Here is a 21,779-nt window from a genome sequence, read left to right as displayed (position 1 = left end):
CGGGGGTGGTGGGGCCGCGCCCGGGAGGGTACCCGTCGGTAGAATGCCCCGCATGATCCCCCTTCACCTTCGTCGTGGCGCAGCCGCGCTCGCCGTCAGTGCCGTGACCGGCACGGCCTGCGCGGTCGGCGCGGTCGCCGCACCGGTCGCCCTCGCCGCTCCGACCCCGACGCCCGTCGCCGTTCCGTCCGGGCTGTACGGCAAGGGGGACCCGACGTACGACGGGGTCTTCCGGCAGTCGCTGGCGCTGACCGCGCAGCACAGCCTCGGGGTGGAGCCCGCGACCAAGGCCGTGGACTGGCTGGTGGGGCAGCAGTGCGACAACGGCGCGTTCCCCGCCTTCCGGGCCGACGCGGGCAAGCCGTGCGACCCCAGGACCGCCGTCGACACCAACGCGACCGCCGCCGCCGTCCAGGCGCTCGCCGCGCTGGGCGGGCAGGACGCCGCCGTGAAGAAGGGCGTCGCCTGGCTGAAGTCGGTGCAGAACGCCGACGGCGGCTGGCCGTACCTGCCCGGCACCCCCTCCGACGCCAACTCCACCTCGCTCGTGACCGGCGCGCTGACCGCGACGGGCACCAAGCCCGCCGAGCTGACGGGCAAGGACGGCAAGACGCCGTTGCAGGCGTTGCTCGCCTTCCAGGTCAACTGTGACGGAAAGACCGAGAACCAGGGCTCCTTCGCCTTCCAGCCCGACAAGTCCGGCAAGCTCTTCCCCAACGCCGACGCCACCGCCGCCGTCGTGACGGCCATGGCCGGGCGCGGCGGACCCGTCGTCGACGCGCCCCGGGAGGACCGGCCGGTCGAGCCCGCGCCGGGCTGCAAGCAGGGCATGGCCGACCCGAAGGCCGCCGCGGCGGGCGGCTCCGACTACCTGGCCAGGTCGCTGGAGAAGAACGGCGGCTTCCTGAAGTCCGCCATGCCCGGCGCCGAGGACCAGCCCGACTTCGGCAACACCGCCGACGCCGTCGTGGCGCTCGCCGCGGACGGACACCAGCAGGCCGCGAAGAAGTCCGCCGACTGGCTGGCGAAGAACTCCGCCGCCTGGGCGAAGAGCAGCGGGCCCGCCGCCTGGGCCCAGCTCGTCTTCGCCGCGCACGCCACCGGCATGGACGCGAAGAACTTCGGCGGGACCGACCTCCTCGCGCAGCTCAACGCGACCGGACCCGCCCCGCAGGCGCAGAAGGACGCCGACGCGGCCGCGGAGAAGGAGAAGAAGAGCGACGACGAGGGCGGGTCCACGACGACCTGGCTGATCGTCGGTGTCGCGTTCGTCGCCAGCATGGGCGCGGGCTTCCTGATCAGCGGACGCAACAAGAACAAGCAGCAGCTGTGAGCCGCCGGTCCGCGCGCGGCGTCGTGCTCGCCGCCGTCGTCGCCGTGCTGGGGGCGTTCGCGTCGCCCGCCGCGCAGGCCGCCGACGGGACCGGGTACCGGTACTGGTCGTTCTGGGAGCGGGACGGCGCGCGGTGGGTGTACGCCCAGCAGGGCGCCGGCACCACCCGCCCGGCCGACGGGGCCGTCCAGGGATTCCGCTTCGCGGTGAGCCAGGACTCCCAGAACGCCGCCGAGCCGCGCGGGGCCGCCGACTTCGAGGCCGCCTGCGCCAAGACCCCCGCCAAGGACGGCACCAAGCGGATCGCCCTGGTGCTGGACTTCGGGACGCCGGGCGACGCGCCGGAGGGCGAGACGCCGCCTGCCCCCAGGACCGTGTGCGCGCAGGTCGGGACGGACGCGACGACCGCGGAGGCGCTGGCGGACGTGGCCGCGCCGCTGCGGTACGACCGCTCCGCGCTGCTGTGCGCGATCGCCGGGTTCCCGAAGTCCGGCTGCGCGGACCAGGTGGCCGATCCGGGGACGGGCACGGGCGCGGGCGCGAAGTCCCCCTCCCCCACCGTCACGGATTCCGCTTCCGGCCAGGGGGCGGACGGGGGCGGCGGCCCCTCCGCCGGGCTGGTCGTCGGGGCCGTGGCCGTGCTGCTGCTCGGCGGGGCCGCCGTGTGGCAGGCGCGCCGCCGCCGGGGATGAGCGCGACCACCGGCGGCCCGTCGCTGCGCGCCCCCGCGGCCGGCCGGAGCAACGCCCTGCACGCCGGCGCCTGGTGGCTGTGGGCCCTCGGGCTCGCCGCCGCCGCGTCCCGCACCACCAATCCGCTGCTGCTCGGGCTGCTGGTGGGAGTCGCCGGGTACGTCGTCGCCGCGCGCCGCACGGACGCGCCGTGGGCGCGCTCGTACGGCGCGTTCGTGAAGCTGGGGCTGGCGGTGCTGGTGATCCGGCTGGTGTTCTCGGTGTTCCTGGGCTCGCCGATTCCGGGTCAGCACGTGCTGTTCACCCTGCCGGAGGTTCCGCTTCCGGACTGGGCGAAGGGGGTGCGGCTCGGCGGGAGGGTCACCGCCGAGCAGCTCGTCTTCGCGCTGTACGACGGGCTGAAGCTGGCCACCCTGCTGATCTGCGTGGGCGCGGCGAACGCGCTCGCCAACCCGGCCCGGCTGCTGAAGTCGCTGCCGGGCGCGCTGTACGAGGCGGGGGTCGCCGTCGTCGTCGCGATGACCTTCGCGCCGAACATGGTCTCCGACGTCGTACGCCTGCGGACCGCCCGGCGGCTGCGCGGCCGCCCCACGGGCGGGATCAGGGCGATCGTCCAGATCGGGCTGCCCGTGCTGGAGGGCGCGCTGGAGCGCTCCGTCGCGCTGGCCGCCTCCATGGACGCGCGGGGTTACGGCCGTACCGCGCACGTCCCCGCTCCGGTACGGCACATGACCACCGCCCTGACCCTCGGCGGCCTGCTCGGGGTGTGCGCGGGAACGTACGGGCTGCTGGCCGCCGAGGGCGCCGGGTACGGCCTGCCGGTGCTGGCGATCGGGCTCGCCGCGGCGATGGCCGGGCTGCGGCTCGGCGGGCGGCGCAGCGTGCGCACCCGGTACCGGCCCGACCGGTGGGGGGCGCGGGCGTGGCTGGTCGCCGGGTCGGGCGCGGCGGTCGCGGGGCTGATGGGCTGGGCCGGCTCCTACGACGCGCAGGCCCTGCACCCGGGAGTGCTGCCGCTCGTCGCCCCCGCGTTCCCGCTCTGGCCCGCCCTGTCGATCCTGCTCGGCCTGCTGCCCGCGTTCGTGGCCCCCGTGCCCGCTCCGCCGTCGCACCCGCTCCCCCGCAAGGACCCGCTCCCAGCCAAGGAAACGTGAAGTGATCCGGTTCGAGAACGTCTCCGTCCGGTACGACGGGGCCCGGCAGCCCACCCTCAGCGGCGTCGACCTGACGATCCCCGAGGGTGAGCTGGTGCTGCTCGTCGGGCCGTCCGGCGTCGGCAAGTCGACCCTGCTGGGGGCCGTGTCCGGGCTCGTGCCGCACTTCACCGGGGGGACGCTCACCGGCCGGGTCACCGTCGACGGCCGCGACACCCGTACGCACAAGCCGCGCGAGCTGGCCGACGTGGTCGGCACGGTCGGGCAGGACCCGCTGTCGCACTTCGTCACCGACACCGTCGAGGACGAACTCGCCTACGGGATGGAGTCGCTCGGCGTCGCCCCTGACGTGATGCGGCGCAGGGTCGAGGAGACCCTCGATCTGCTCGGCCTGGCCGAGCTGCGGGACCGGGCGATCTCCACGCTGTCCGGCGGGCAGCAGCAGCGGGTCGCGATCGGGTCGGTGCTCACCACGCACCCCAGGGTGCTGGTGCTGGACGAGCCGACGTCCGCGCTGGACCCGGCCGCCGCCGAAGAGGTCCTGGCGGTGCTCCAGCGGCTGGTGCACGACCTCGGGACGACCGTGCTGATGGCCGAGCACCGGCTGGAGCGGGTCGTGCAGTACGCGGACCAGGTGCTGCTGCTGCCCGGGCCGGGGCAGGCCCCGGTGCTGGGCGAGCCCGCCGAGGTCATGGCCGCCTCCCCCGTGCATCCGCCCGTCGTGGCCCTCGGGCGGCTCGCCGGGTGGTCGCCGCTGCCGCTGTCCGTACGGGACGCGCGCCGCCGGGCCGCCGGGCTGCGGGCCGAACTGGCGGACCGTGCGCCCGCCGTGGCGGCGGAGCCCGCGGCTGCCCCACCCGTCGCCGAGGCCGAGAACCTGTCGCTGCGGCGCGGGCGCGTCGAGGCGCTGCGGAACGTGTCCCTGGCGGTGCGGCCCGGCGAGACGGTCGCCCTGATGGGCCGCAACGGCGCCGGGAAGTCGACCCTGCTCAACGCCCTGGTCGGGATGCACGCGCCGTCCGGCGGGCGGGTCACCGTCGGCGGGCGGACCCCGGCGAAGACCTCCCCGCGCGAGATGGTGCGGCGGGTGGGACTCGTACCGCAGGAGCCGCGGGACCTGCTGTACGCCGACACGGTGGCCGCCGAGTGCGCGGCCGCCGACCACGACGCGGGGGCCGGGAGCGGGACCTGCCGGGCGCTGGTCAGCGCGCTGCTGCCCGGGGTGCCGGACGACACGCACCCCCGGGACCTGTCGGAGGGGCAGCGGCTCGCACTGGCGCTGGCGCTGGTCCTGACCGGGAGGCCGCCGCTGCTGCTGCTCGACGAGCCGACCCGGGGCCTCGACTACGCGGCCAAGGCCCGGCTCGTGACGATGCTGCGGAGGCTGACGGCCGAGGGGCACGCGCTGGTGCTGGCCACGCACGACGTGGAGCTGGCGGCCGAGCTGGCGCACCGGGTGGTGATCCTGGCCGACGGGGAGGTCGTGGCGGACGGCCCGACGGCCGAGGTCGTCGTCTCCTCGCCGTCCTTCGCGCCGCAGGTGGCGAAGATCCTGGCGCCGCAGAAATGGCTGACGGTGCCGCAGGTGCGGGACGCGCTCGCCGGGGAGGCCCCCTCGTGAGCCGGCCCGTACGGCTGGGGCCGAAATCCGTGGCCGCGCTGGTCCTGGTCGGCCTGGTCGGGGTGATCGCCTTCGGGTGGCCGCTGCTCGCCGACTCGACGGCCGGGCTCGCGCACTCCAAGGACGCGCCCTGGCTGTTCGCGGCGCTGCTGCCGCTGCTGGTCGCCGTGGTGGTGGCCACGATCTCCGACGCGGGGATGGACGCGAAGGCCGTCGCGATGCTCGGGGTGCTGGCCGCCGTCGGGGCGGCGCTGCGGCCGCTGGGGGCGGGGACGGCGGGCCTGGAGCCCATGTTCTTCCTGATGGTGCTGAGCGGGCGGGTGCTGGGGCCCGGCTTCGGGTTCGTGCTGGGCTCGGTGACGATCTTCGCGTCGGCGCTGCTCACGGGCGGGGTCGGGCCGTGGATGCCGTTCCAGATGCTGGCGATGGGTTGGTTCACGATGGGCGCGGGGCTGCTGCCGGGGTGGCGGCGGCTGCGCGGGGCCGGCGAGACGGTGCTGCTCGCGCTGTACGGGGCCGTCGCCGCCTTCTGCTACGGCACCGCGATGAACCTCCAGGGCTGGACCTACCTCGGCGGGCTCTCCACCGGCGTCTCCTTCGTGCCGGGCGACCCCGTGCACGAGAACCTGGTGCGCTTCCTCGCGTACTGCCTGGCCACCTCGATCGGCTGGGACCTGGGGCGGGCGGTGCTGACGGTGGTCCTCACCCTGACGGTCGGGCCGACCTTGCTGAAGGCGCTGCGCCGGGCGACCCGGCGGGCCGCGTTCGAGGCGCCGGTCGCCTTCGAGAACGCGCCGAAAGAGCCGACCGGTCCGTAGTCGGACGGCGACCCTGGGTGTGTCCGGGGGGCCCTGTCCTGTGAACCGTCCCATAGGACCTTGGTCCTCAACTAGGGGGGGTCGTAGGCCCCCGGGGCGCCCGGAGGCCCCCGGAACGCGGTCCCGGGCGGGGCGCCCGCGCCGGGAGCGGGGAAGCGCGGCGGCCCCGAGCACCACCTCCGCTAGTAGGCGGGGTGTTTGCCGTCCACGGCGGCGGCTGCTTCATTGGTGGAGCCGCAGGACGCCGGACGGCTTGGCACCCGCCGCCGCCGGCCCCGGCTCCCCCGCCCCGGACCTTCGGGTCCTTGAGCGCGGCCCCCTGTTCCCGACCGTGAGGTTCTTTCGTGTCGTTCGCCCTTGCCAGCCGCTTCTCCGCCCGCCAGAAGTCCGCCGCCGTCGCCGCCGCCGCCCTGCTGGGCGCCGCGGGCTCGGTGCTCGGTTCGGCTTCCGGCGCTGTGGCTGCGCCGTCGTCCGCCAAGGACACGGCGCGGCGGATGATGCCCGCCGCCCAGTTCCAGTGCTTCAGCAACATCGTGGCGCACGAGTCCGGCTGGAACCACCACGCGACCAACGCCTCCTCCGGGGCGTACGGCCTGGTCCAGGCGCTGCCCGCGTCGAAGATGTCCTCGGCCGGCACGGACTGGAAGGAGAACCCCAAGACCCAGATCGAGTGGGGTCTCTCCTACATGAACTCCCGCTACGGCAGCCCGTGCGCCGCCTGGAGCTTCTGGCAGCAGAACCACTGGTACTGAGCCGTCACGGCTCGGACCCCGCCGCCGGTGCGGACACCGGCATCGAAGGCCCTGTGCGGCCGGCCTCCCACGGCCGGCCGCACGGGGCCTCCGCCGTCCTCCCGGGGGCCCGGCCTCCTGCCGTCACAGCCGCTGGATGATCGTCCCGGTGGCGAGGGCCCCGCCCGCGCACATCGTGATGAGGGCGAACTCCTTGTCCCTGCGCTCCAGTTCGTGCAGGGCGGTGGTGATCAGGCGGGCCCCGGTGGCGCCGACGGGGTGGCCCAGCGCGATGGCGCCGCCGTTGACGTTGACCTTGTCCAGGTCCTGTTCGAAGACCTGGCCCCAGCTCAGCACCACCGACGCGAAGGCCTCGTTGATCTCGACCAGGTCGATGTCCCTGAGTGACATGCCCGCCTTGCCGAGGACCGCGCGGGTCGCGTCGACGGGGCCGTCGAGGTGGTAGTGCGGGTCGGAGCCGACCAGCGCCTGCGCGACGACGCGGGCCCTGGCCTTCAGCTTGAGGGCGCGGGCCATCCGCTTGGAGGCCCACATGATCGCGGAGGCGCCGTCGGATATCTGGGAGGAGTTCCCCGCGGTGTGCACGGCGGTCGGCATGACGGGCTTCAGCCTGCCGAGGGCCTCCATGGAGGTGTCGCGCAGACCCTCGTCACGGTCGACGAGCCGCCACATGCCCTGCCCGGCGGCCTGCTCCTCCTCGTTGGTCGGCACCTGCACGGCGAAGGTCTCGCGCTTGAAGCGCTCCTCGGCCCAGGCGGTGCGGGCCCGCTCCTGGGACAGCAGGCCCAGCGCGTCGACCCCCTCCCGTGTCAGCCCCCGGTTGCGGGCGATGCGCTCGGCGGCCTCGAACTGGTTGGGCAGGTCCACGTTCCACTCGTCCGGGAAGGGCTTTCCCGGGCCGTGCTTGGAGCCGCTGCCCAGCGGGACGCGGCTCATCGCCTCGACGCCGCAGCCGATGCCGATGTCGATGACGCCGGCGGCGATCATGTTGGCGACCATGTGGTTGGCCTGCTGGGAGGAGCCGCACTGGCAGTCCACGGTGGTCGCGGCCGTCTCGTAGGGCAGGCCCATCGCGAGCCAGGCGCTGCGCGCGGGGTTCATGGACTGCTCGCCGGCGTGGGTGACGGTGCCGCCGACCACCTGCTCGACGCAGTCCGCGGGGATGGCGGTGCGGGCGAGCAGCTCGCGGTAGGTCTCGCCCAGGAGGTAGGCGGGGTGCAGGTTGGCGAGCGCGCCCCCGCGTTTGCCGATGGGGGTGCGTACGGCTTCGACGATGACGGGTTCCGCGGCCATGAGCTCGTCCTCTTCTCACCAGGTTTTCTCACCAGAATTAGTACGCGTTCTAGTTCTTGGGCAAGTCTCATGAACAACGGCCCGACTGCGCAAGGGTCTTGCCACTTGTAGAACACGTCACTACCTTGCGGACACCTTCTGATGGGCCGTCAGGTACGTGTGAGCGAGAAGGAGTTGCCGATGACCTGCCCCGCGCTGCCCGAGGGGACCGGCCTTCCCGAAGGCTTCGACTTCACCGACCCCGACGTCCTGCAGTCCGGCGTTCCGCTCCCCGAGTTCGCGCTTCTGCGCCGGACCTCCCCCGTGCGGTGGTGCGCCCAGCGGCACGGCATCTCCGGGTTCGACGACGCGGGGTACTGGGCGGTGACGCGGCACGAGGACGTCAAGTACGTCTCCACGCACCCCGAGCTGTTCTCCTCGAACACCAACACCGCCGTGGTCCGCTTCAACGAGCACATCCAGCGGGACCAGATCGACGCCCAGAAGCTGATCATGCTGAACATGGACCCGCCGGAGCACACCCGGGTCCGGCAGATCGTGCAGCGCGGCTTCACCCCGCGCGCCATCCGCTCCCTGGCGGACACCCTGCGGGACCGGGCGCGCACGATCGTCGAGGCGGCGGCCGCGACGGCGCGGAAGGGCGACGGCACCTTCGACTTCGTCACGCACGTCGCGGTGGAGCTGCCCCTCCAGGCGATCGCCGAGCTGATCGGCGTACCGCAGGAGGACCGCAGCCGGATCTTCGACTGGTCGAACAAGATGGTGGCGTACGACGACCCCGAGTACGCGATCACCGAGGAGGTCGGCGCGGAGTCCGCGATGGAGCTGGTCTCGTACGCGATGAACCTGGCCGCGGCGCGCAAGGAGTGCCCGGCGAAGGACATCGTCTCGCAACTGGTCGCGGCCGAGGACGAGGGCAACCTCGGTTCGGACGAGTTCGGCTTCTTCGTGATCCTGCTGGCCGTGGCCGGCAACGAGACCACCCGCAACGCCATCAGCCACGGCATGCACGCCTTCCTCACCCACCCCGAGCAGTGGGAGCTGTACAAGAGGGAGCGCCCCAAGACCGCCGCCGAGGAGATCGTCCGCTGGGCCACGCCGGTGGTGTCCTTCCAGCGGACCGCGACCCAGGACCTGGAGCTGGGCGGGCAGCGGATCAGGGCGGGCGACCGCGTCGGCATCTTCTACTCCTCCGCCAACCACGACCCGGAGGTCTTCACCGACCCCGGCGCCTTCGACATCACCCGCGACCCCAATCCCCACCTCGGCTTCGGCGGGGGCGGCCCGCACTTCTGCCTGGGCAAGTCCCTCGCGGTGATGGAGATCGACCTGATCTTCAACGCGCTGGCGGACACGCTGCCGGAGCTGCGGCTCGCGGGCGACCCGCGGCGGCTGCGCTCGGCGTGGATCAACGGGATCAAGGAGCTGCGGGTCACGGCCTGAACCACCGCTCCGCGATGGTCTACGGCGCCCCGCGCCTGATCACGCACCGCTCCGCCCCCGAAGCCCTGCCGCACGGGCTGCGCGTGCTCAGCGAGCGGAGCGCCCCCGGCCAGTGGGACCACGCCCGCCGCCCCGCCCCCAAGGAACTGGCCGCCACCCCGCTCCTCGCCCTCCCCCTCGACGAGGCCTCGGTGAAGGTGGCCGCGGGGCCGCCGGAGGACGGCGCGGGGCCGGACGCGGAGCTCGGCCGGCGGGCCGGGGTGATCCCGATGCACACCGCCCACGGGGCTCCGCAACCGGACTCCGCGCTGCCGGGCGACGTGCCCCTGCCGGGGCGCATCGCGGCGACGAGGTCCACCCACACCGTGCGTTCCCTGCGATTTAACTCACAGGAGGCCGAGTGACGCGGGACCTTCGGAAGGGCCGTTTGACCAGGTGAAAGGGGGTATAAGCGCCATCGGGTGATCAACTTTGCGCTAAGTGCAGAGAGCAACTAAAAGTTTATGGTCGGTTTTGGGTCGTCTCGCACCATGGGACGGCCCCTGTCCATTCCCTTGCCGGTTGTCCTGGAATGCGACCGCCGATCTCCCCCAGAAGCCGACCTTCCCCCAGAAAGAGCAGGCGAGCGAGCACGTGTCGACGTCCGTCCCCGTCGCACCCCGGCCCGGGTCCGTCGCGAAGAACTCCGAGCGGCAGACCGACGAGGCCCCCGTCACCGTCACCGACCCGGCGCAGGTCAAGCGGGCGGTGAAGGCCGCCGCCCTCGGCAACGCCATGGAGTGGTTCGACTTCGGCGTCTACAGCTACATCGCGGTGACCCTCGGCAAGGTCTTCTTCCCGAGCGACAACCCCACCGCGCAGATGCTGTCGACCTTCGGTGCGTTCGCCGCGGCGTTCCTGGTACGGCCGATCGGCGGCATGGTCTTCGGCCCGCTCGGCGACCGCGTCGGCCGCCAGAAGATCCTCGCCATCACCATGATCATGATGGCGACGGCGACCTTCTGCATCGGCCTGATCCCGTCCTTCGCGACGATCGGCATGTGGGCGCCGGCCCTGCTCTTCCTGGCCCGCCTCGTCCAGGGCTTCTCGACCGGCGGCGAGTACGGCGGCGCGTCCACCTTCATCGCCGAGTACTCCCCCGACAAGAAGCGCGGCTTCCTGGGGAGCTGGCTGGAGTTCGGCACGCTGGTCGGCTACCTCTGCGGCGCCGGTCTGGTCACCCTGATGACGGCCCTGCTCAGCACGTCGGACCTGGAGTCCTGGGGCTGGCGCGTTCCGTTCCTGGTCGCGGGCCCGATGGGTCTCATCGGCCTGTACCTGCGGCTGAAGCTGGAGGAGACTCCCGCCTTCGCGGCGCAGGCCGCCGAGGACGAGAAGCTCGCGAGCACGGCCGCGCCGAAGCGGGAGAAGCCGTCGCTGAAGGAGACCGTCGTCGGCCAGTGGCGCACGATGCTGCTCTGCGTCGGCCTGGTGCTCGTCTTCAACGTCACCAACTACATGCTGCTGTCCTACATGCCGACGTACCTCACCGAGCAGCTCGAGTACGACCCCACGCACGGCCTGCTGATCATCCTGTGCGTGATGGCCTTCATGATGTGCGTGCAGCCCTTCGCGGGCCTGCTCAGCGACCGCTTCGGCCGCCGCCCGGTCATCGCCGTCGGCTGCGCGGGCTTCCTGGTGCTGTCCGTCCCGGCGCTGCTGCTGATCCAGCAGGGCAGCCTGGCGGCGATCGTCCCGGGGCTGCTGATGCTCGGCCTGCTCCAGGTCTGCTTCACCTCGGCCATGCCGTCGACGCTGCCGGCGCTGTTCCCGACGAAGACCCGTTACGGCTCGCTGTCGATCGGCTTCAACGTCTCGGTGTCGCTGTTCGGAGGTACGACGCCGCTGGTCGTCGCCGCGCTGATCGGCTGGACGGGCAACCTGATGATGCCCGCGTACTACATGATGGGCGCGGCCGTGATCGGCGGGATCGCCGTGTTCTTCATGACGGAGAGCGCACGGCGACCGCTGCCGGGGTCGGGGCCGGCGGTGGAGACGGAGGAGGAGGCGGAGCAGATCCGCGCGGACGCGCGCAGGGAATCGGCTTCCCCCTCGGCGTCCTGACCCTCCGCGGAACGGTTCCGCCCTTCCCTTTCCCCTCCCCCACTTCACCCCGCCCTCTCGGGCTTCACAGCCCGCCCCCTTGGGCATCACGGCCCGCCCCCGTCCCCTGGGCTTCGCAGCCGCCCCGCCCGTCCCGCCCCCTTGGGCGACGGGGCCGCCCCAAGGGGGCGGAACGGGCGGGCAAGGGGGCGGCCCCTCCCGCTTCCGGCCCACCCGGGTGCCGCCTCCCGCGCAAGCGCCTGTGCCGGGCAAGGGACTCCGCCAAGGCCGGGACACCAGCCCCCGTGCCGGACGCGTCAGCCCCGCCCTGCTCGGGCAGAGAGGACCCGGACTCGCCCCTCCACCTAAAGCGCTCGCCGCGCGGCCAAGGGGAACGGTTCCGTGCGGGAACGTCGTCGCTGGGCGCACAGTTCCCCGCACCCCCGGCAGGGCGCCGCAAGCCCTCAGCGGGGGACGCGGTGGTACGCGCTGCCGTCCTTCGTGCGGGACAGGAAGCCGCCCTCCACCAAGTACCGCCGCAGCGCCGAGCAGTCCTCATGAACGGTGCGGATCACGTCATTGACCTCGCGCTCCGTGTACGCCCGCCCCTCCTCGAAGAGCGTCCGCGCCAGGTGCGCGAGCAGTTCCTCCCGCCGGCCCGGCTTGCGCGGTACGGACGTGAGCCGCCCGTCCCTGAAGAACGCCTCGACACCCTGACCAGCCACGCGCCCGCTCCCGCCCCACGACATTCCGGCAACCGAAGCCCCGTTCTAGCCCCTCGGCACCCCCTCCTGCCACGCAATAAACAGCGGTGACGAGCGGCCCAGGCACACGCCCGGCGCGGGCCGGGCCGCCGGTCGCCCCGTCGGACCCGTACGGCAGGATGGGACGCATGAGCATCGTGAAGATCAATGAATGGGTCAAGCCGCTCACATAGAACCTCACACCGTGAGTGCCGCCGTGGTCGGCCAGCCTGGAAGCCGCCGGCCCCCGCTGTCGGCCCATGCCCCCTTACGCTCGCCGCACCTGGCCGGGCGGGACCAACCACTCCCGCCCGCCGCGCTCGGGCCACAGGAACGCCATGGGGTGCTTCCTGCGCTCGCCGGGCAACTCGGCGGGATCCTCGTAGTCCCGGATCACGTCACGCAGGATGCCGACCCTTCCCGCGCCGTCCTCGACGCGCCGGCCGATGTCGTCCGGGCCGATCACTTGGGGCACTTCACGTGCTGGTAGACGGCCCTGCCGGGCTGGGACGGTTCGCGCAGCGTTCCCCGGCGACAGCGTTCGAGTGAGGCGATCGGCTTGTCGCAGGCGGGACACACCTCGCCCGAAGGGGCGTAGGTCGTGTACTCCCACTGGCGTGCATCCGTTTCACGCTCCTGAGCCTTGCCAGGCATGTCGTCGTCCCCTCGATCCGTCTACGTTCCTTGCCGAGGACGCTAGGAAGACACCCGGTGGAAGCTCTACGAGATTGCACGAGCTTGCATGCCAAATCACGTGTCTCATTAGCGCGTTGACGCTCCGAGCGCAGATCGGCATGGTTCATGCAAGCCCACGCAATCACTTGGACCAGGGAGTCAGCCATGGCCGTAAAGTTCGTAGGCATCGACCCGAACACCGACCGCGATCACTGCCCGACGGTGTGGGCGGACGCGGAAGCTCAAGAGATCTTGTTGCAAGGCTGGAAGCCGGACAGCGAGACTCAGGCCCAGTGCGAGGCGAGCAGCCCCGCGAACGGACCGGTGCCCGACAGTGAGGCGATCGTCAGGCTTCCGGCCCGCATGATTCCGATGATCCGGGAGGCGTGCGATGCCATCGAGCGTGCCCAGCTTCGCTGAGCTGTTGGGCCGGTGCGAGCGGTCCGCCGTGCACCTGGAGATGCGTGACTCGTACGCGTCCACCGACAGGTTCGAAGCGTGGAAGCGGGGCGAGCGCATCGACTGGGACGACCGCGCGTCCTGGTGGCACCCGTACGACCAGTTGATCACGGACACCGTGGCGCGAGGGGTGTCGATCCGTCGCGCCCGGATCGTCTCCGAACCCGTGACGGAGTACATCCGGTGGGAGCACTACGTCACCCACGCCAACGTCGCAGCCGGCGAGGACGTCCGATGGCTGCCGCGCCGCCGGGCTACGGACATCGCCCTCCCCGGTAACGACTTCTGGCTCTTCGACGGCGAACTCCTGCGCGTGCACCACTTCTCCGGCGACGGGGCGGTGGTCGAAGACGAGATCACGGACGACCCGGCGACGGTGAAACTCTGCGCATCGGCCTTCGAAGCCGTCTGGGACCGGGCCGTCCCGCACCACCTGTACGCGATCTGAGGACAGCCAGCTCCATGCCCCCACACCCCTCTTCGAGCGTCCAGCAGGCTCGTGAAGCACTCGCGGGCCGGCTACGCGAGCTACGCAGGGACGCCGGAATCAGCGGGCGGGAGCTAGCCGTCAGGCTCCGCTGGTCGGACTCGAAGGTGTCGCGCATCGGCAACGCCAAGACGCCCCCGTCCGACGCGGACATCCGAGCATGGTGCCGGGCGTGCGGAGCTGACGACCAGGCGCCGGATCTCATAGCAGCGAACAGACAATCCGCAGACGCCCACATCCAATGGAAACGCCTCCAGCGAGGCGGCCTACGGCACGTGCAGGAATCCACGGAGAGCCTGTACCGGCGCACGCGCCTCTTCCGCGTCTACGTCTCCGACGTGATCCCCGGCTTCCTCCAGACACCCGGCTACGCGACCGCGCTCCTGTCGTCCATCGCGGACTTCCGGGGAACACCGGACGACGTGACAGAGGCAGTCAAGGTCCGCATGAGACGAAACGCGGTACTGAACAACGCGGCGCACCGGTTCTCGTTCGTCCTGGAGGAATCGGTCCTGCGCTACCGGCTGTGCACCGTCGAGACGATGGCGGCACAGCTCGGTCACCTCCTGGCGGTCATGGACCTCCAGAACGTGGCCGTGGGCGTCGTCCCGTTCTCGTCGCAACGAACCGTCTGGCCCATGCCGACCTTCACCATCTTCGACGACACGAGGGTGCACGCGGACACCTTGGACGCCGCGTCCACACTGACGCAACCAAGCCAAGTCGAGCTCTACGCACGAGCCTTCGACTGGCTGTCGCAAGGGTCGGCACGGGGAGCCGCCGCACGCTCGCTCGTGACGTCCGCCTTGTCGTCGCTCGGCTGACCTACCCGGCAAGGCGTGGGTCCCGCAGGATGCGGCAGGACTGTCGACGACACCCATGCGGGGCACTCCACCGCTTCCGAGACTCCGCGCGCACTGCGCGAGGCGAGGCGCTTGGCCCCCGACTCCCCCAGGGACTCCGTCTTCGTCGGCACGCCGTCCTCATTGAGCCGCTTGGCGATCTGCGAGGCGGAGACTCCCTCTGTTGCCCACTTGGCCATGTCACGGACGTGCGGGGCTTCCACGGGGTCCGGGACGAGGCGTATGACGGACAGCTTGCCGCTGGTCGCCCTCTCCGCCGTGAAGCCGTACGGAGCGACGCCGGAGACATGGCTGCCTGTTCGACGGAGCGTGTCCTTCGTGGCGGAGACGTAGGCCGACTTCATGTCGGATTCCTGCTGCGCGAGACCCGCGATGATGTCCAGGACGCCGACCCCGACCGGGGCGGACATGGCGAGATACGGCCCTTCGACGCTCACCAGCCGGATCCCGTGGGTCTCCAGCTCCTCGATGATCCGCATGGCTTTGAGAGCACCGCGACGAGTGAGCCGGGACCGCGAGAAGACGATCACCGCATCCACGTGCCCACCCCGCACGGCCGCGATCATCTCTTCGAAGCCGGGACGGACAATGCTCGGGTCCCAACCCGACTTCCCCACGTCCTCGAAGTGGCCGGCGTCGCTCCACCCCTTGGACTTGATCAGCGACGCGCACCGCTCGCGCTGGGCCATGGGGGAGCCCTGGGAGTCGTCTTCACGACGCTTTAACTGACGTATGCAGGAGACTGCTCACACGTGATCAAGGCTAGGTGCAGTGCCCGGCCTGTACTTTCTGAGAGGTGCCATGTGCCTAGCGTAGTAAAAATCAACGCATTGACCGTGCCCGCCGAGCAGCGGGAGGTCCTGGAGAAGCGGTTCGCGTCGCGGGCCGGGGCCGTGGAGGGCTCCGACGGTTTCGAGTGGTTCGAGCTGCTGCGGCCCGTGGAGGGGACGGACCAGTACCTGGTGTACACCCGGTGGCGGGACGAGGAGTCCTTCACGGCGTGGATGGAGGGGCCGATGAAGCAGGCGCACCAGGGCAGCGCGGAAGGCGGCGGGCGTCCCAGGCCCGCCGCCTCCGGTTCCACGGTGTGGTCGTTCGAGGTGGTCCAGCAGACCGGTCCGAAGGCCGACGGCTGAAGGGTCCTCCGGGGCGGAGCGGTGTCAGCTCCGCCCCGCCTCCGTGTCAGATCTGGAGCAGCCGCTCCGTCACCTCGCGGTACTTGCGCAGCGCGACCCGCAGGTCCTCGGTCTCCGCGCCGTGCTCCCGGGAGTCCCAGCCGCCGCGCAGCGAGCGGCGGTGTTCGGCGAGGGTCTCCGTGAGGTGGCGGACGGTCTCCTCCAGGACGTGGTCGGCCTCCTCGACGGCGCGCCTCGGCTCGTCCACGAACTGGTTGACCGCCTGCTGGAGACGCAGCCCCAGCTTGTCGCGCTCGCCGTGCGGCAGGAGCTGGGCGCCCGCGCCCGGCTGCCCCGTGCGGTGGCCGGTGTCCCGGCCGTCCGCGAGGCGACCGCCGTCCGGCCGGTGCCCGGCGTCCGCCGAGTGCGCGGGGTCCTGCGCCGACGACGACGTCAGGTGCTGCTCGCGGCCGTCGCCCGGCGGCGTGTGCAGCGGGCCGACGTCCGGGGACGCGCCCGCGCCGGTCACGCCGAAGTCGCGCGCGGTGCGCTGCTGCCGCTCCGCCTGCACGGGGTCGTGCAGCGCGTCCGGCTCCGCCTCGGCGCCGCGCGCGGAGGGGGTCGAACGGCCGTGCGCGGAGGGGTCCTTGCCCCGGCCCTGCGGCGCGTCGACGGGCCTGTCGTTTCCGGCTTCGTACGTCATGTCAGACTCCACTCCCCTTGGCCTTGGTGGACCGGCCCAGCAGGCCCGGCTTGTGCGTACCGTGCTCGTCCTCGTGGTGCCCGTGCCGCCGTCCGCGGTCGCCGTGCGCCGTGACGGGGCCGCCGCTGTCGGTGACCAGCGCGTCGAACAGCTCGCGCGCCTCGACCAGCGCCTCCCGCATCTCCTCCGTGCCGCCCTCGCCGCGCGCCGCCCGGCCCACCCGGCGGAAGCCGTCGAGGTGCTTGGCGTGGTGCACGGACAGGGCGTCCATCTGCTCCTGCTCGCCCTGCGGGTAGCCGCGTTCCAGGGCGACCTTGGAGACCAGGCCGTGGGCCTCGGCGACCGCCTTCGGCGGGGAGTCGACGAACTGCTCCTGGACGCCGGCCCACAGGGCCACGTAGCTCTCGTGCCGTTCCCGGCTCAGCTCGCGCGGCCGGAAGTCGCCGTAGCGCTTGACGCGCTCGCCGAGCTCCCGCTCGGCGGCCTTGGTGTCACCCTGGTGGCGGGCCAGTACGCGGTCGTACTCGGGGCCGAAGCGGCTCTTCAGGGACTTGCCGCCACCGACACGGCCCCGCCCGGGACCGAGGAAGACGACTGCCGCCGCGACGGCGATCACGACCACCACGATCAGCACAATGATCAGGACTGTGGACATGCTCTGCCTTTCCGATGCTTGTTGCTCTCGGGGCGCGCTGTGTCGGGCCTCTCGCCCACCGGGTAGCCCGTAATCCGCTGGCCAAACGGTCGCCGGGTCGAGTACAGAGATGCGATGACCTGGATCATCACCACCGAGCACCCCCGCACCCCGGACGCCACCACGCTGCGCCGCGACTACTACGACGAGGTCGCCGCCCGCTACTGGAACCGGCCGGTGACGCAGGCGGAGATCGACGAGGGTCTGACCGACGACGGCACGCGGCTGCTGGTCCCGCCGACGGGCACGTTCGTCGTCGGGCGGTACGGGGGGAAGCCGTCGGCGTGCGCGGGGATGGTCCTGCTGGAGCCCGAAGTGGGCGAGCTGACGCGGGTGTTCGTACGTCCCGAGGCGCGCGGCACGGGCGCGGGCGGGCTGCTGCTCGCGGCGGTCGAGCGGACGGCGCGCGCCTACGGCGTCCGCCGCCTCCAGCTCGACACCCGGGGCGACCTGGTGGAGGCGCGCGGCCTGTACGCCAAGCACGGCTACCGGGAGGTCGGGCCGCTCAACTCCAAGCCGTACGCGGAGCACTGGTTCGTGAAGGACCTGACGGACGCGGACTGACGCGGTCTGATGCGGCCTGACGTACCGTCAGGAAGTCTTGCGCAGTTGCGCGAGCCCGGTCGGCTGCTCCGCGTCCGAGCCGCACAGCTCGCCGCTCAACTGCTGCACGATCTCGCTGAGTTCGTCGCGGCGGCCGGGCTCCCACCAGTCGCCGAGCAGTTCCGCGAGGGACTCCTCGCGGGCCACCGACAGCCGGTCGGCCGCCTGCGCGCCCTTCTCGGTCAGGACGAGCGCCATGCCCTCGCGCCGGGCGAGGCCGCGTTCCTCGACCTGCCGCGCCCCCTCCCGTACGACCTCGGGGGGCACGGTGCCGCGTTCGGCCAGCATCGCCGGGTGGACCAGGCCGTTCCTGCGCATCCGCAGCAGCAGCCAGCTCGCCACCGGCAGGTGGTCGTACCCGGCGCGCGCGGTGATGCGTTCGTACGCGGCCCGGCGGCCGTCCCGGGTGCCCAGCACGGACAGCGCCCGCGCCACCTCGTCCCGCGAGGTGCGCTCGACGGGGTTGGCGGCCAGCGTCTGCGAGGCCTCGGGCGCGGTGACGGAGCCGCGCAGCGGGTCCTCCTTGAGGAACCAGGCCAGCACGAAGGCGAGGAGGCCGACGGGGGCGGCGTACAGGAAGACGTCGGTGATGGCGGAGGAGTAGGCGTCCAGCGCCTCGGGCCGCAGGGCGGCGGGGAGCTGGGAGATGGCGCGCGGGTCGGACTCCAGCCGGGCGGCGTCGACGCCGGGCGGCAGCCGCTGTCCGGCGAGGGCGGCGGTCAGCTTGTCGTCCAGCCGGGCGGTGAAGACCGTGCCGAAGATCGCCACGCCGAAGGACGCGCCGATCGAGCGGAAGAAGGTGGCGCCCGAGGTGGCGACGCCCAGGTCCTCGTACGGCACCGCGTTCTGGACGATCAGGACGAGCACCTGCATGACGAGACCGAGCCCGGCGCCGAAGACGAAGAAGCACAGGCCCATCTGCCAGGTGCTGCTGGCCGGCGTGAGCTGGTGCAGCAGCACCAGGCCGACGGTGGTGACGGCCGTGCCCGCCACCGGGAACACCTTCCACCGGCCGGTGCGGCTGACGATCTGCCCGGAGCCGGTGGTGGAGATCAGCATGCCGAGCACCATCGGCAGCATGTACACGCCGGACATGGTCGGCGACACGCCCCGCACCACCTGGAGGAACGTGGGCAGGTAGGTCATCGCGCCGAACATCGCGAAGCCCACCACGAAGCTGATGACCGAGCTGAGCACGAAGGTCCGCACGGTGAACAGCCGCGGTGGAAGCACGGGTTCCGCCGCCCTGCGCTCGACCGCCACGAAGGCGACGAGCAGCACCGCGCCCAGCACCGCGAGCCCGATGATCTGGGCCGACCCCCACCCCCAGGTGGTGCCGCCGAGGGAGGCGATGAGCACCAGGCAGGTGGCGAGGGAGGCGATGAGGAAGGTGCCGAGGTAGTCGATGCGGTGCTTGGCGGTCCGTACCGGGATGTGCAGCGCGGCGGAGATGACGAGCAGCGCGACGACGCCGACGGGGAGGTTGACGTAGAACACCCACCGCCAGCTCAGGTGCTCGGTGAAGACGCCGCCCAGCAGCGGCCCGAGGACGCTCGTCGTGCCGAAGACGGCTCCGAAGAGGCCCTGGTACTTGCCGCGTTCGCGCGGCGGCACGATGTCGCCGACGATCGCCATGGCCAGCACCATCAGTCCGCCGCCGCCGAGGCCCTGGAGGGCGCGGAAGGCGATCAGCTCCGGCATGTTCTGCGCGATCCCGCAGAGCGCGGAGCCGACCAGGAAGATCACGATGGCGGTCTGGAACAGCTTCTTGCGCCCGTACTGGTCGCCCAGCTTGCCCCAGAGCGGCGTCGCGGCCGTCGCCGCCAGCATGTACGCGGTCACCACCCACGACAGGTGGTCCATCCCGCCGAGTTCGCTGACGATCGTCGGCAGCGCGGTGGACACGATGGTCTGGTCGAGGGCGGCGAGCAGCATGCCGAGCAGCAGCGCGCCGATCGAGACGAGCACGGCCCGCCGGGACAGCTCCGCACCGGGCCCGGCGGGCACGCCGGTCCCGTCGGTCCCGGCGGACGGGGTGGCTCCGCCCGACGGGGCGGCCCCGCTCGACAGGGGCTCGCGGGGTCGGCCGGGGGTCGCGCCGGGCTGCTGATTCTCCTGGGCCATGTCTCCATCCTGATTGTTCTGTACGGATATGGCCTGCCGGGAAGCGACCTGGCCGTTGGGCCCGGACACGGAGGTCTGCATAATCGCTGGCAGCTCAAGGGAGGGGACCCCATGGAAAACGGACAACCATGTCCTGAATGCGGTACGGAACGGGCAGCACCGGACGAGAACAGACCGGGTCCGGGCGCCCCGCGGTGCGACTGCGCCCGCCGGGCGGCGGACGCCCGTCACGCGGAGCGCTCGGCCCGGATGGCGGACGCGGAGGACTTCGACCCCCTGCGCATTCGGCCGTACGTGAACCTGGCGGAGCCGTCCGGTCAGCGCGCCCCGGACCCGGCGGGCCCCCCGCGGCCCGCCGCCGCGCAGCCCCGGACGCCCCCGGCCTTCGAGGAGACTCGCGCGCAGCCGCCCCTGGCGCCCCCGGTCTCCGCACAGCCGCCCCTCGTGCCCCCGGCCTCCGCGCAGCCGTCCCCCGCCCTCCAGGACACCTCCGCGCAGCCGTCCCTGGCGTCCCCGGGCTCTGCCGGGCCGTCCCGCACGTCCCCTTCCTTCGAGGAACCCCGTACGCAGCCGCCCCTCACGCCCGCCGAGCAGACCATGCCGCTGCGGCCGGTGCCGGCCGCGGAGCCGTCGGCCGGGAGCCGCCGCCGGGGCCTGGTCCTGGTCACCGCCGCCGCGACCCTCGCTGTCCTGGCCGGCACCGCCTTCGCCGTGGGCGCCTTCGACTCCGCCCCGGAGGAGACCCGCGCCTTCCCCGGCATCACCACCGCCCCCACCGCGGTGGCCGAGCCGACCCCCTCCCCCGCCGCGTCCCGGACGGCCGCCCCCTCCCCGACCGCGACCGCCGTCCGCCGGGCCCTCCCCACCCCCACCCGTGCCTCCCGCTCGGCCACGCCGCCCCCGAAGACCACCACCGCCCCGCCGACCGCGCCGCCGTCGAAGCCCCCGACCACCGCGCCCGCCCGGCGGCCCACCGCGACCCCCGAGCCGCCCGGGGACCAGCTCCCGCCCGGCTCCCTCGCGCCGGGGTCGAGCGGCCCCGAGGTACGGGAACTCCAGGGCCGACTGGACCAGATCGGGCTCTACGACGGCCCGCGCGACGGCCGCTACACGCAGAGCGTGACGGACTCCGTCGCCCGCTTCCAGGCCCACATGAACATCGACGACGAGCCGTCGGGCGTGTACGGCCCCAAGACCAGGGAGGCACTGGAGGACTGGACGTTCGGGCGCTGAGCGGCGGCCCGCACGTCCTGACGGGGCCGCCCGGGGGTTCCGCGGGCACCCCGGGGTGACAGAACCCCCCACGGTTTTGTACCGTGGAAGAACAAAGTGGTTCCGTCCATGAAACCCTGACCGGTGGACGGAACCACTTGTTCCGCTTTCCCGCACCCACCGGTGCGCATCCGCGCCCCCGCCCGAGCGCCCCTGGAGTCACCTCATGCCGCACACCACTGTCCTGCCCTTCAAGGCCCTCCTCCTGGACATGGACGGCACCCTCGTCAACTCCGACGCCGTGGTCGAGCGCTGCTGGCGGGAGTGGGCCCTGGAGCACGGCCTGGACCCGGCCGAGGCGCTCAAGGTCGTGCACGGCCGTCAGGGCTACGCCACCATGGCGGTCCTCCTGCCGGAGCGCCCGATGGAGCTCAACCACGCCGACAACAAGGTCATGCTCGCCAAGGAGACCGCCGACACCGAGGGCGTCGTCCCGATCGGCGGCGCCCCCGCCTTCATGGCCGCCGTCGCGGACCTGCCGCACGCCCTGGTGACCTCCGCCGACGAGAAGCTGGCGCAGGCCCGGATGGGCGCCGCCGCGCTGCCGATGCCGGCGACCCGCGTCACCGCCGAGCTGGTCGGCGCGAGCAAGCCGGACCCCGAGGGCTTCCTCAAGGGCGCGGCCGAGCTGGGCTTCGACCCGGCCGACTGCATCGTCTTCGAGGACTCGGGCGCGGGCATCGAGGCGGGCAAGGCCGCCGGGATGCGCGTGCTGGGCGTCGGCCCGCGCGCGGCCGAGCACGCCCCGACGGCCGTCGTCGCCGATCTGACCCGGGTCCGCGTGGTGACCGACGCGGACGGCTCCACGTCCCTGCACGTCACCGTCTGAGCCACCGCCGCCGTACGGCGAAGG

Annotated in this window: 24 protein-coding genes; 16 read left to right on the top strand and 8 right to left on the bottom strand. The window is 72.5% G+C overall.

Annotated features, from left to right (window positions below; all coding sequences use genetic code 11):
* Nucleotides 1–52: 52 nt before the first annotated feature.
* The 6 genes from ACIP93_RS10240 to ACIP93_RS10215 all read left to right on the top strand — a co-directional run bounded on the left by ACIP93_RS10240 (nt 53) and on the right by ACIP93_RS10215 (nt 6,370).
* Nucleotides 53–1,333, top strand: coding sequence for a prenyltransferase/squalene oxidase repeat-containing protein (locus ACIP93_RS10240; RefSeq protein ID WP_401757312.1), 1,281 nt, complete (start codon nt 53–55; stop codon nt 1,331–1,333).
* Nucleotides 1,330–2,025, top strand: coding sequence for an SCO2322 family protein (locus ACIP93_RS10235; RefSeq protein WP_401757310.1), 696 nt, complete (start codon nt 1,330–1,332; stop codon nt 2,023–2,025). The genes ACIP93_RS10240 and ACIP93_RS10235 overlap by 4 nt, the downstream gene beginning before the upstream one ends.
* Nucleotides 2,022–3,179: an energy-coupling factor transporter transmembrane component T gene (locus tag ACIP93_RS10230; protein WP_401757308.1), complete on the top strand. Its 1,158-nt coding sequence runs from the start codon at nt 2,022–2,024 to the stop codon at nt 3,177–3,179. Before ACIP93_RS10235 ends, ACIP93_RS10230 begins: the two co-directional genes overlap by 4 nt.
* Before the next feature lies 1 nt (nt 3,180).
* Nucleotides 3,181–4,800: an ATP-binding cassette domain-containing protein gene (locus ACIP93_RS10225; RefSeq protein ID WP_345223348.1), complete on the top strand. Its 1,620-nt coding sequence runs from the start codon at nt 3,181–3,183 to the stop codon at nt 4,798–4,800.
* Entirely contained in the window at nt 4,746–5,618 is an 873-nt protein-coding gene (locus tag ACIP93_RS10220; RefSeq protein ID WP_401757306.1) for an ECF transporter S component, read from the top strand. Before ACIP93_RS10225 ends, ACIP93_RS10220 begins: the two co-directional genes overlap by 55 nt.
* Nucleotides 5,619–5,962: 344 nt before the next feature.
* On the top strand, nt 5,963–6,370 hold the full coding sequence (locus tag ACIP93_RS10215; protein ID WP_345223343.1) for a transglycosylase SLT domain-containing protein: 408 nt from the start codon (nt 5,963–5,965) through the stop codon (nt 6,368–6,370).
* A 123-nt stretch (nt 6,371–6,493) separates the two neighbouring features.
* On the opposite strand, the gene ACIP93_RS10210 is transcribed toward ACIP93_RS10215, so the two are convergent.
* Nucleotides 6,494–7,663 carry a steroid 3-ketoacyl-CoA thiolase gene (locus tag ACIP93_RS10210; RefSeq protein ID WP_345223341.1) on the bottom strand — a complete coding sequence of 390 codons (1,170 nt, stop codon included), beginning with the start codon at nt 7,661–7,663 and terminating at the stop codon, nt 6,494–6,496.
* A 180-nt stretch (nt 7,664–7,843) separates the two neighbouring features.
* On the opposite strand from ACIP93_RS10210, the gene ACIP93_RS10205 reads away from it, so the two are divergent.
* From ACIP93_RS10205 to proP, 3 genes are all read left to right on the top strand, one after another.
* Nucleotides 7,844–9,106 carry a cytochrome P450 gene (locus ACIP93_RS10205; RefSeq protein ID WP_345223333.1) on the top strand — a complete coding sequence of 421 codons (1,263 nt, stop codon included), beginning with the start codon at nt 7,844–7,846 and terminating at the stop codon, nt 9,104–9,106.
* A complete protein-coding gene (locus tag ACIP93_RS10200; RefSeq protein ID WP_401757303.1) occupies nt 9,067–9,510 on the top strand; it encodes a pyridoxamine 5'-phosphate oxidase family protein in 444 nt (147 codons plus the stop codon). The genes ACIP93_RS10205 and ACIP93_RS10200 overlap by 40 nt, the downstream gene beginning before the upstream one ends.
* Before the next feature lie 229 nt (nt 9,511–9,739).
* Nucleotides 9,740–11,209, top strand: coding sequence for a glycine betaine/L-proline transporter ProP (gene proP, locus ACIP93_RS10195; RefSeq protein ID WP_380837084.1), 1,470 nt, complete (start codon nt 9,740–9,742; stop codon nt 11,207–11,209).
* A gap of 443 nt (nt 11,210–11,652) precedes the next feature.
* Here the strand turns inward: proP and ACIP93_RS10190 are convergent, their stop codons facing one another.
* The 3 genes from ACIP93_RS10190 to ACIP93_RS10180 all read right to left on the bottom strand — a co-directional run bounded on the left by ACIP93_RS10190 (nt 11,653) and on the right by ACIP93_RS10180 (nt 12,585).
* Nucleotides 11,653–11,937 (bottom strand): DUF2087 domain-containing protein, encoded by a 285-nt coding sequence (locus ACIP93_RS10190; protein WP_401757302.1) that lies wholly within the window; start codon nt 11,935–11,937, stop codon nt 11,653–11,655.
* Nucleotides 11,938–12,199: 262 nt separating this feature from the next.
* Nucleotides 12,200–12,406, bottom strand: coding sequence for a hypothetical protein (locus ACIP93_RS10185; RefSeq protein ID WP_401757300.1), 207 nt, complete (start codon nt 12,404–12,406; stop codon nt 12,200–12,202).
* A complete protein-coding gene (locus tag ACIP93_RS10180; RefSeq protein ID WP_401757298.1) occupies nt 12,394–12,585 on the bottom strand; it encodes a hypothetical protein in 192 nt (63 codons plus the stop codon). Before ACIP93_RS10180 ends, ACIP93_RS10185 begins: the two co-directional genes overlap by 13 nt.
* A gap of 186 nt (nt 12,586–12,771) precedes the next feature.
* Here ACIP93_RS10180 and ACIP93_RS10175 point away from each other — a divergent pair, with 186 nt between their 5' ends.
* The 3 genes from ACIP93_RS10175 to ACIP93_RS10165 are packed head-to-tail and all read left to right on the top strand — an operon-like array spanning nt 12,772 to nt 14,376.
* Nucleotides 12,772–13,026, top strand: coding sequence for a hypothetical protein (locus ACIP93_RS10175; RefSeq protein WP_401757296.1), 255 nt, complete (start codon nt 12,772–12,774; stop codon nt 13,024–13,026).
* Nucleotides 12,998–13,513 carry a DUF6879 family protein gene (locus tag ACIP93_RS10170; protein WP_401757294.1) on the top strand — a complete coding sequence of 172 codons (516 nt, stop codon included), beginning with the start codon at nt 12,998–13,000 and terminating at the stop codon, nt 13,511–13,513. Before ACIP93_RS10175 ends, ACIP93_RS10170 begins: the two co-directional genes overlap by 29 nt.
* Nucleotides 13,514–13,527: 14 nt before the next feature.
* The gene (locus ACIP93_RS10165) at nt 13,528–14,376 is read left to right on the top strand and encodes a helix-turn-helix domain-containing protein (protein ID WP_401757292.1); all 849 of its coding nucleotides are present in this window, start codon (nt 13,528–13,530) and stop codon (nt 14,374–14,376) included.
* Here the strand turns inward: ACIP93_RS10165 and ACIP93_RS10160 are convergent.
* A complete protein-coding gene (locus ACIP93_RS10160; protein ID WP_401757927.1) occupies nt 14,283–15,149 on the bottom strand; it encodes a recombinase family protein in 867 nt (288 codons plus the stop codon). The genes ACIP93_RS10165 and ACIP93_RS10160 overlap by 94 nt on opposite strands.
* A gap of 69 nt (nt 15,150–15,218) precedes the next feature.
* Here ACIP93_RS10160 and ACIP93_RS10155 point away from each other — a divergent pair, with 69 nt between their 5' ends.
* A complete protein-coding gene (locus ACIP93_RS10155) occupies nt 15,219–15,551 on the top strand; it encodes an antibiotic biosynthesis monooxygenase family protein (RefSeq protein ID WP_401757290.1) in 333 nt (110 codons plus the stop codon).
* 46 nt (nt 15,552–15,597) lie between these two features.
* Here the strand turns inward: ACIP93_RS10155 and ACIP93_RS10150 are convergent, their stop codons facing one another.
* Both ACIP93_RS10150 and ACIP93_RS10145 read right to left on the bottom strand, forming a co-directional pair.
* Nucleotides 15,598–16,233: a hypothetical protein gene (locus tag ACIP93_RS10150; RefSeq protein ID WP_345223319.1), complete on the bottom strand. Its 636-nt coding sequence runs from the start codon at nt 16,231–16,233 to the stop codon at nt 15,598–15,600.
* A 1-nt stretch (nt 16,234) separates the two neighbouring features.
* Nucleotides 16,235–16,888: a hypothetical protein gene (locus ACIP93_RS10145; RefSeq protein WP_401757288.1), complete on the bottom strand. Its 654-nt coding sequence runs from the start codon at nt 16,886–16,888 to the stop codon at nt 16,235–16,237.
* 114 nt (nt 16,889–17,002) lie between these two features.
* On the opposite strand from ACIP93_RS10145, the gene ACIP93_RS10140 reads away from it, so the two are divergent.
* Complete coding sequence (locus ACIP93_RS10140) at nt 17,003–17,491, top strand: GNAT family N-acetyltransferase (RefSeq protein WP_401757286.1); 489 nt, start codon at nt 17,003–17,005, stop codon at nt 17,489–17,491.
* A gap of 27 nt (nt 17,492–17,518) precedes the next feature.
* On the opposite strand, the gene ACIP93_RS10135 is transcribed toward ACIP93_RS10140, so the two are convergent.
* Nucleotides 17,519–19,654: a DHA2 family efflux MFS transporter permease subunit gene (locus tag ACIP93_RS10135; RefSeq protein WP_401757284.1), complete on the bottom strand. Its 2,136-nt coding sequence runs from the start codon at nt 19,652–19,654 to the stop codon at nt 17,519–17,521.
* 249 nt (nt 19,655–19,903) lie between these two features.
* Between ACIP93_RS10135 and ACIP93_RS10130 the strand changes: the two genes are divergently transcribed.
* Nucleotides 19,904–20,887, top strand: a complete 984-nt coding sequence (locus tag ACIP93_RS10130; RefSeq protein ID WP_401757282.1) for a peptidoglycan-binding protein — start codon at nt 19,904–19,906, stop codon at nt 20,885–20,887.
* Between the two features lie 205 nt (nt 20,888–21,092).
* The gene (locus ACIP93_RS10125; protein ID WP_401757280.1) at nt 21,093–21,755 is read left to right on the top strand and encodes an HAD-IA family hydrolase; all 663 of its coding nucleotides are present in this window, start codon (nt 21,093–21,095) and stop codon (nt 21,753–21,755) included.
* Nucleotides 21,756–21,779 lie beyond the last annotated feature (24 nt).

It is taken from the genome of Streptomyces sp. NPDC088745 (assembly GCF_044751045.1).
Taxonomy (GTDB): Bacteria; Actinomycetota; Actinomycetes; order Streptomycetales; family Streptomycetaceae; genus Streptomyces; species Streptomyces cremeus.
The sequence above is the reverse complement of the archived record's forward strand: the minus strand, read 5'-3'. Positions and strand labels throughout refer to the sequence as shown.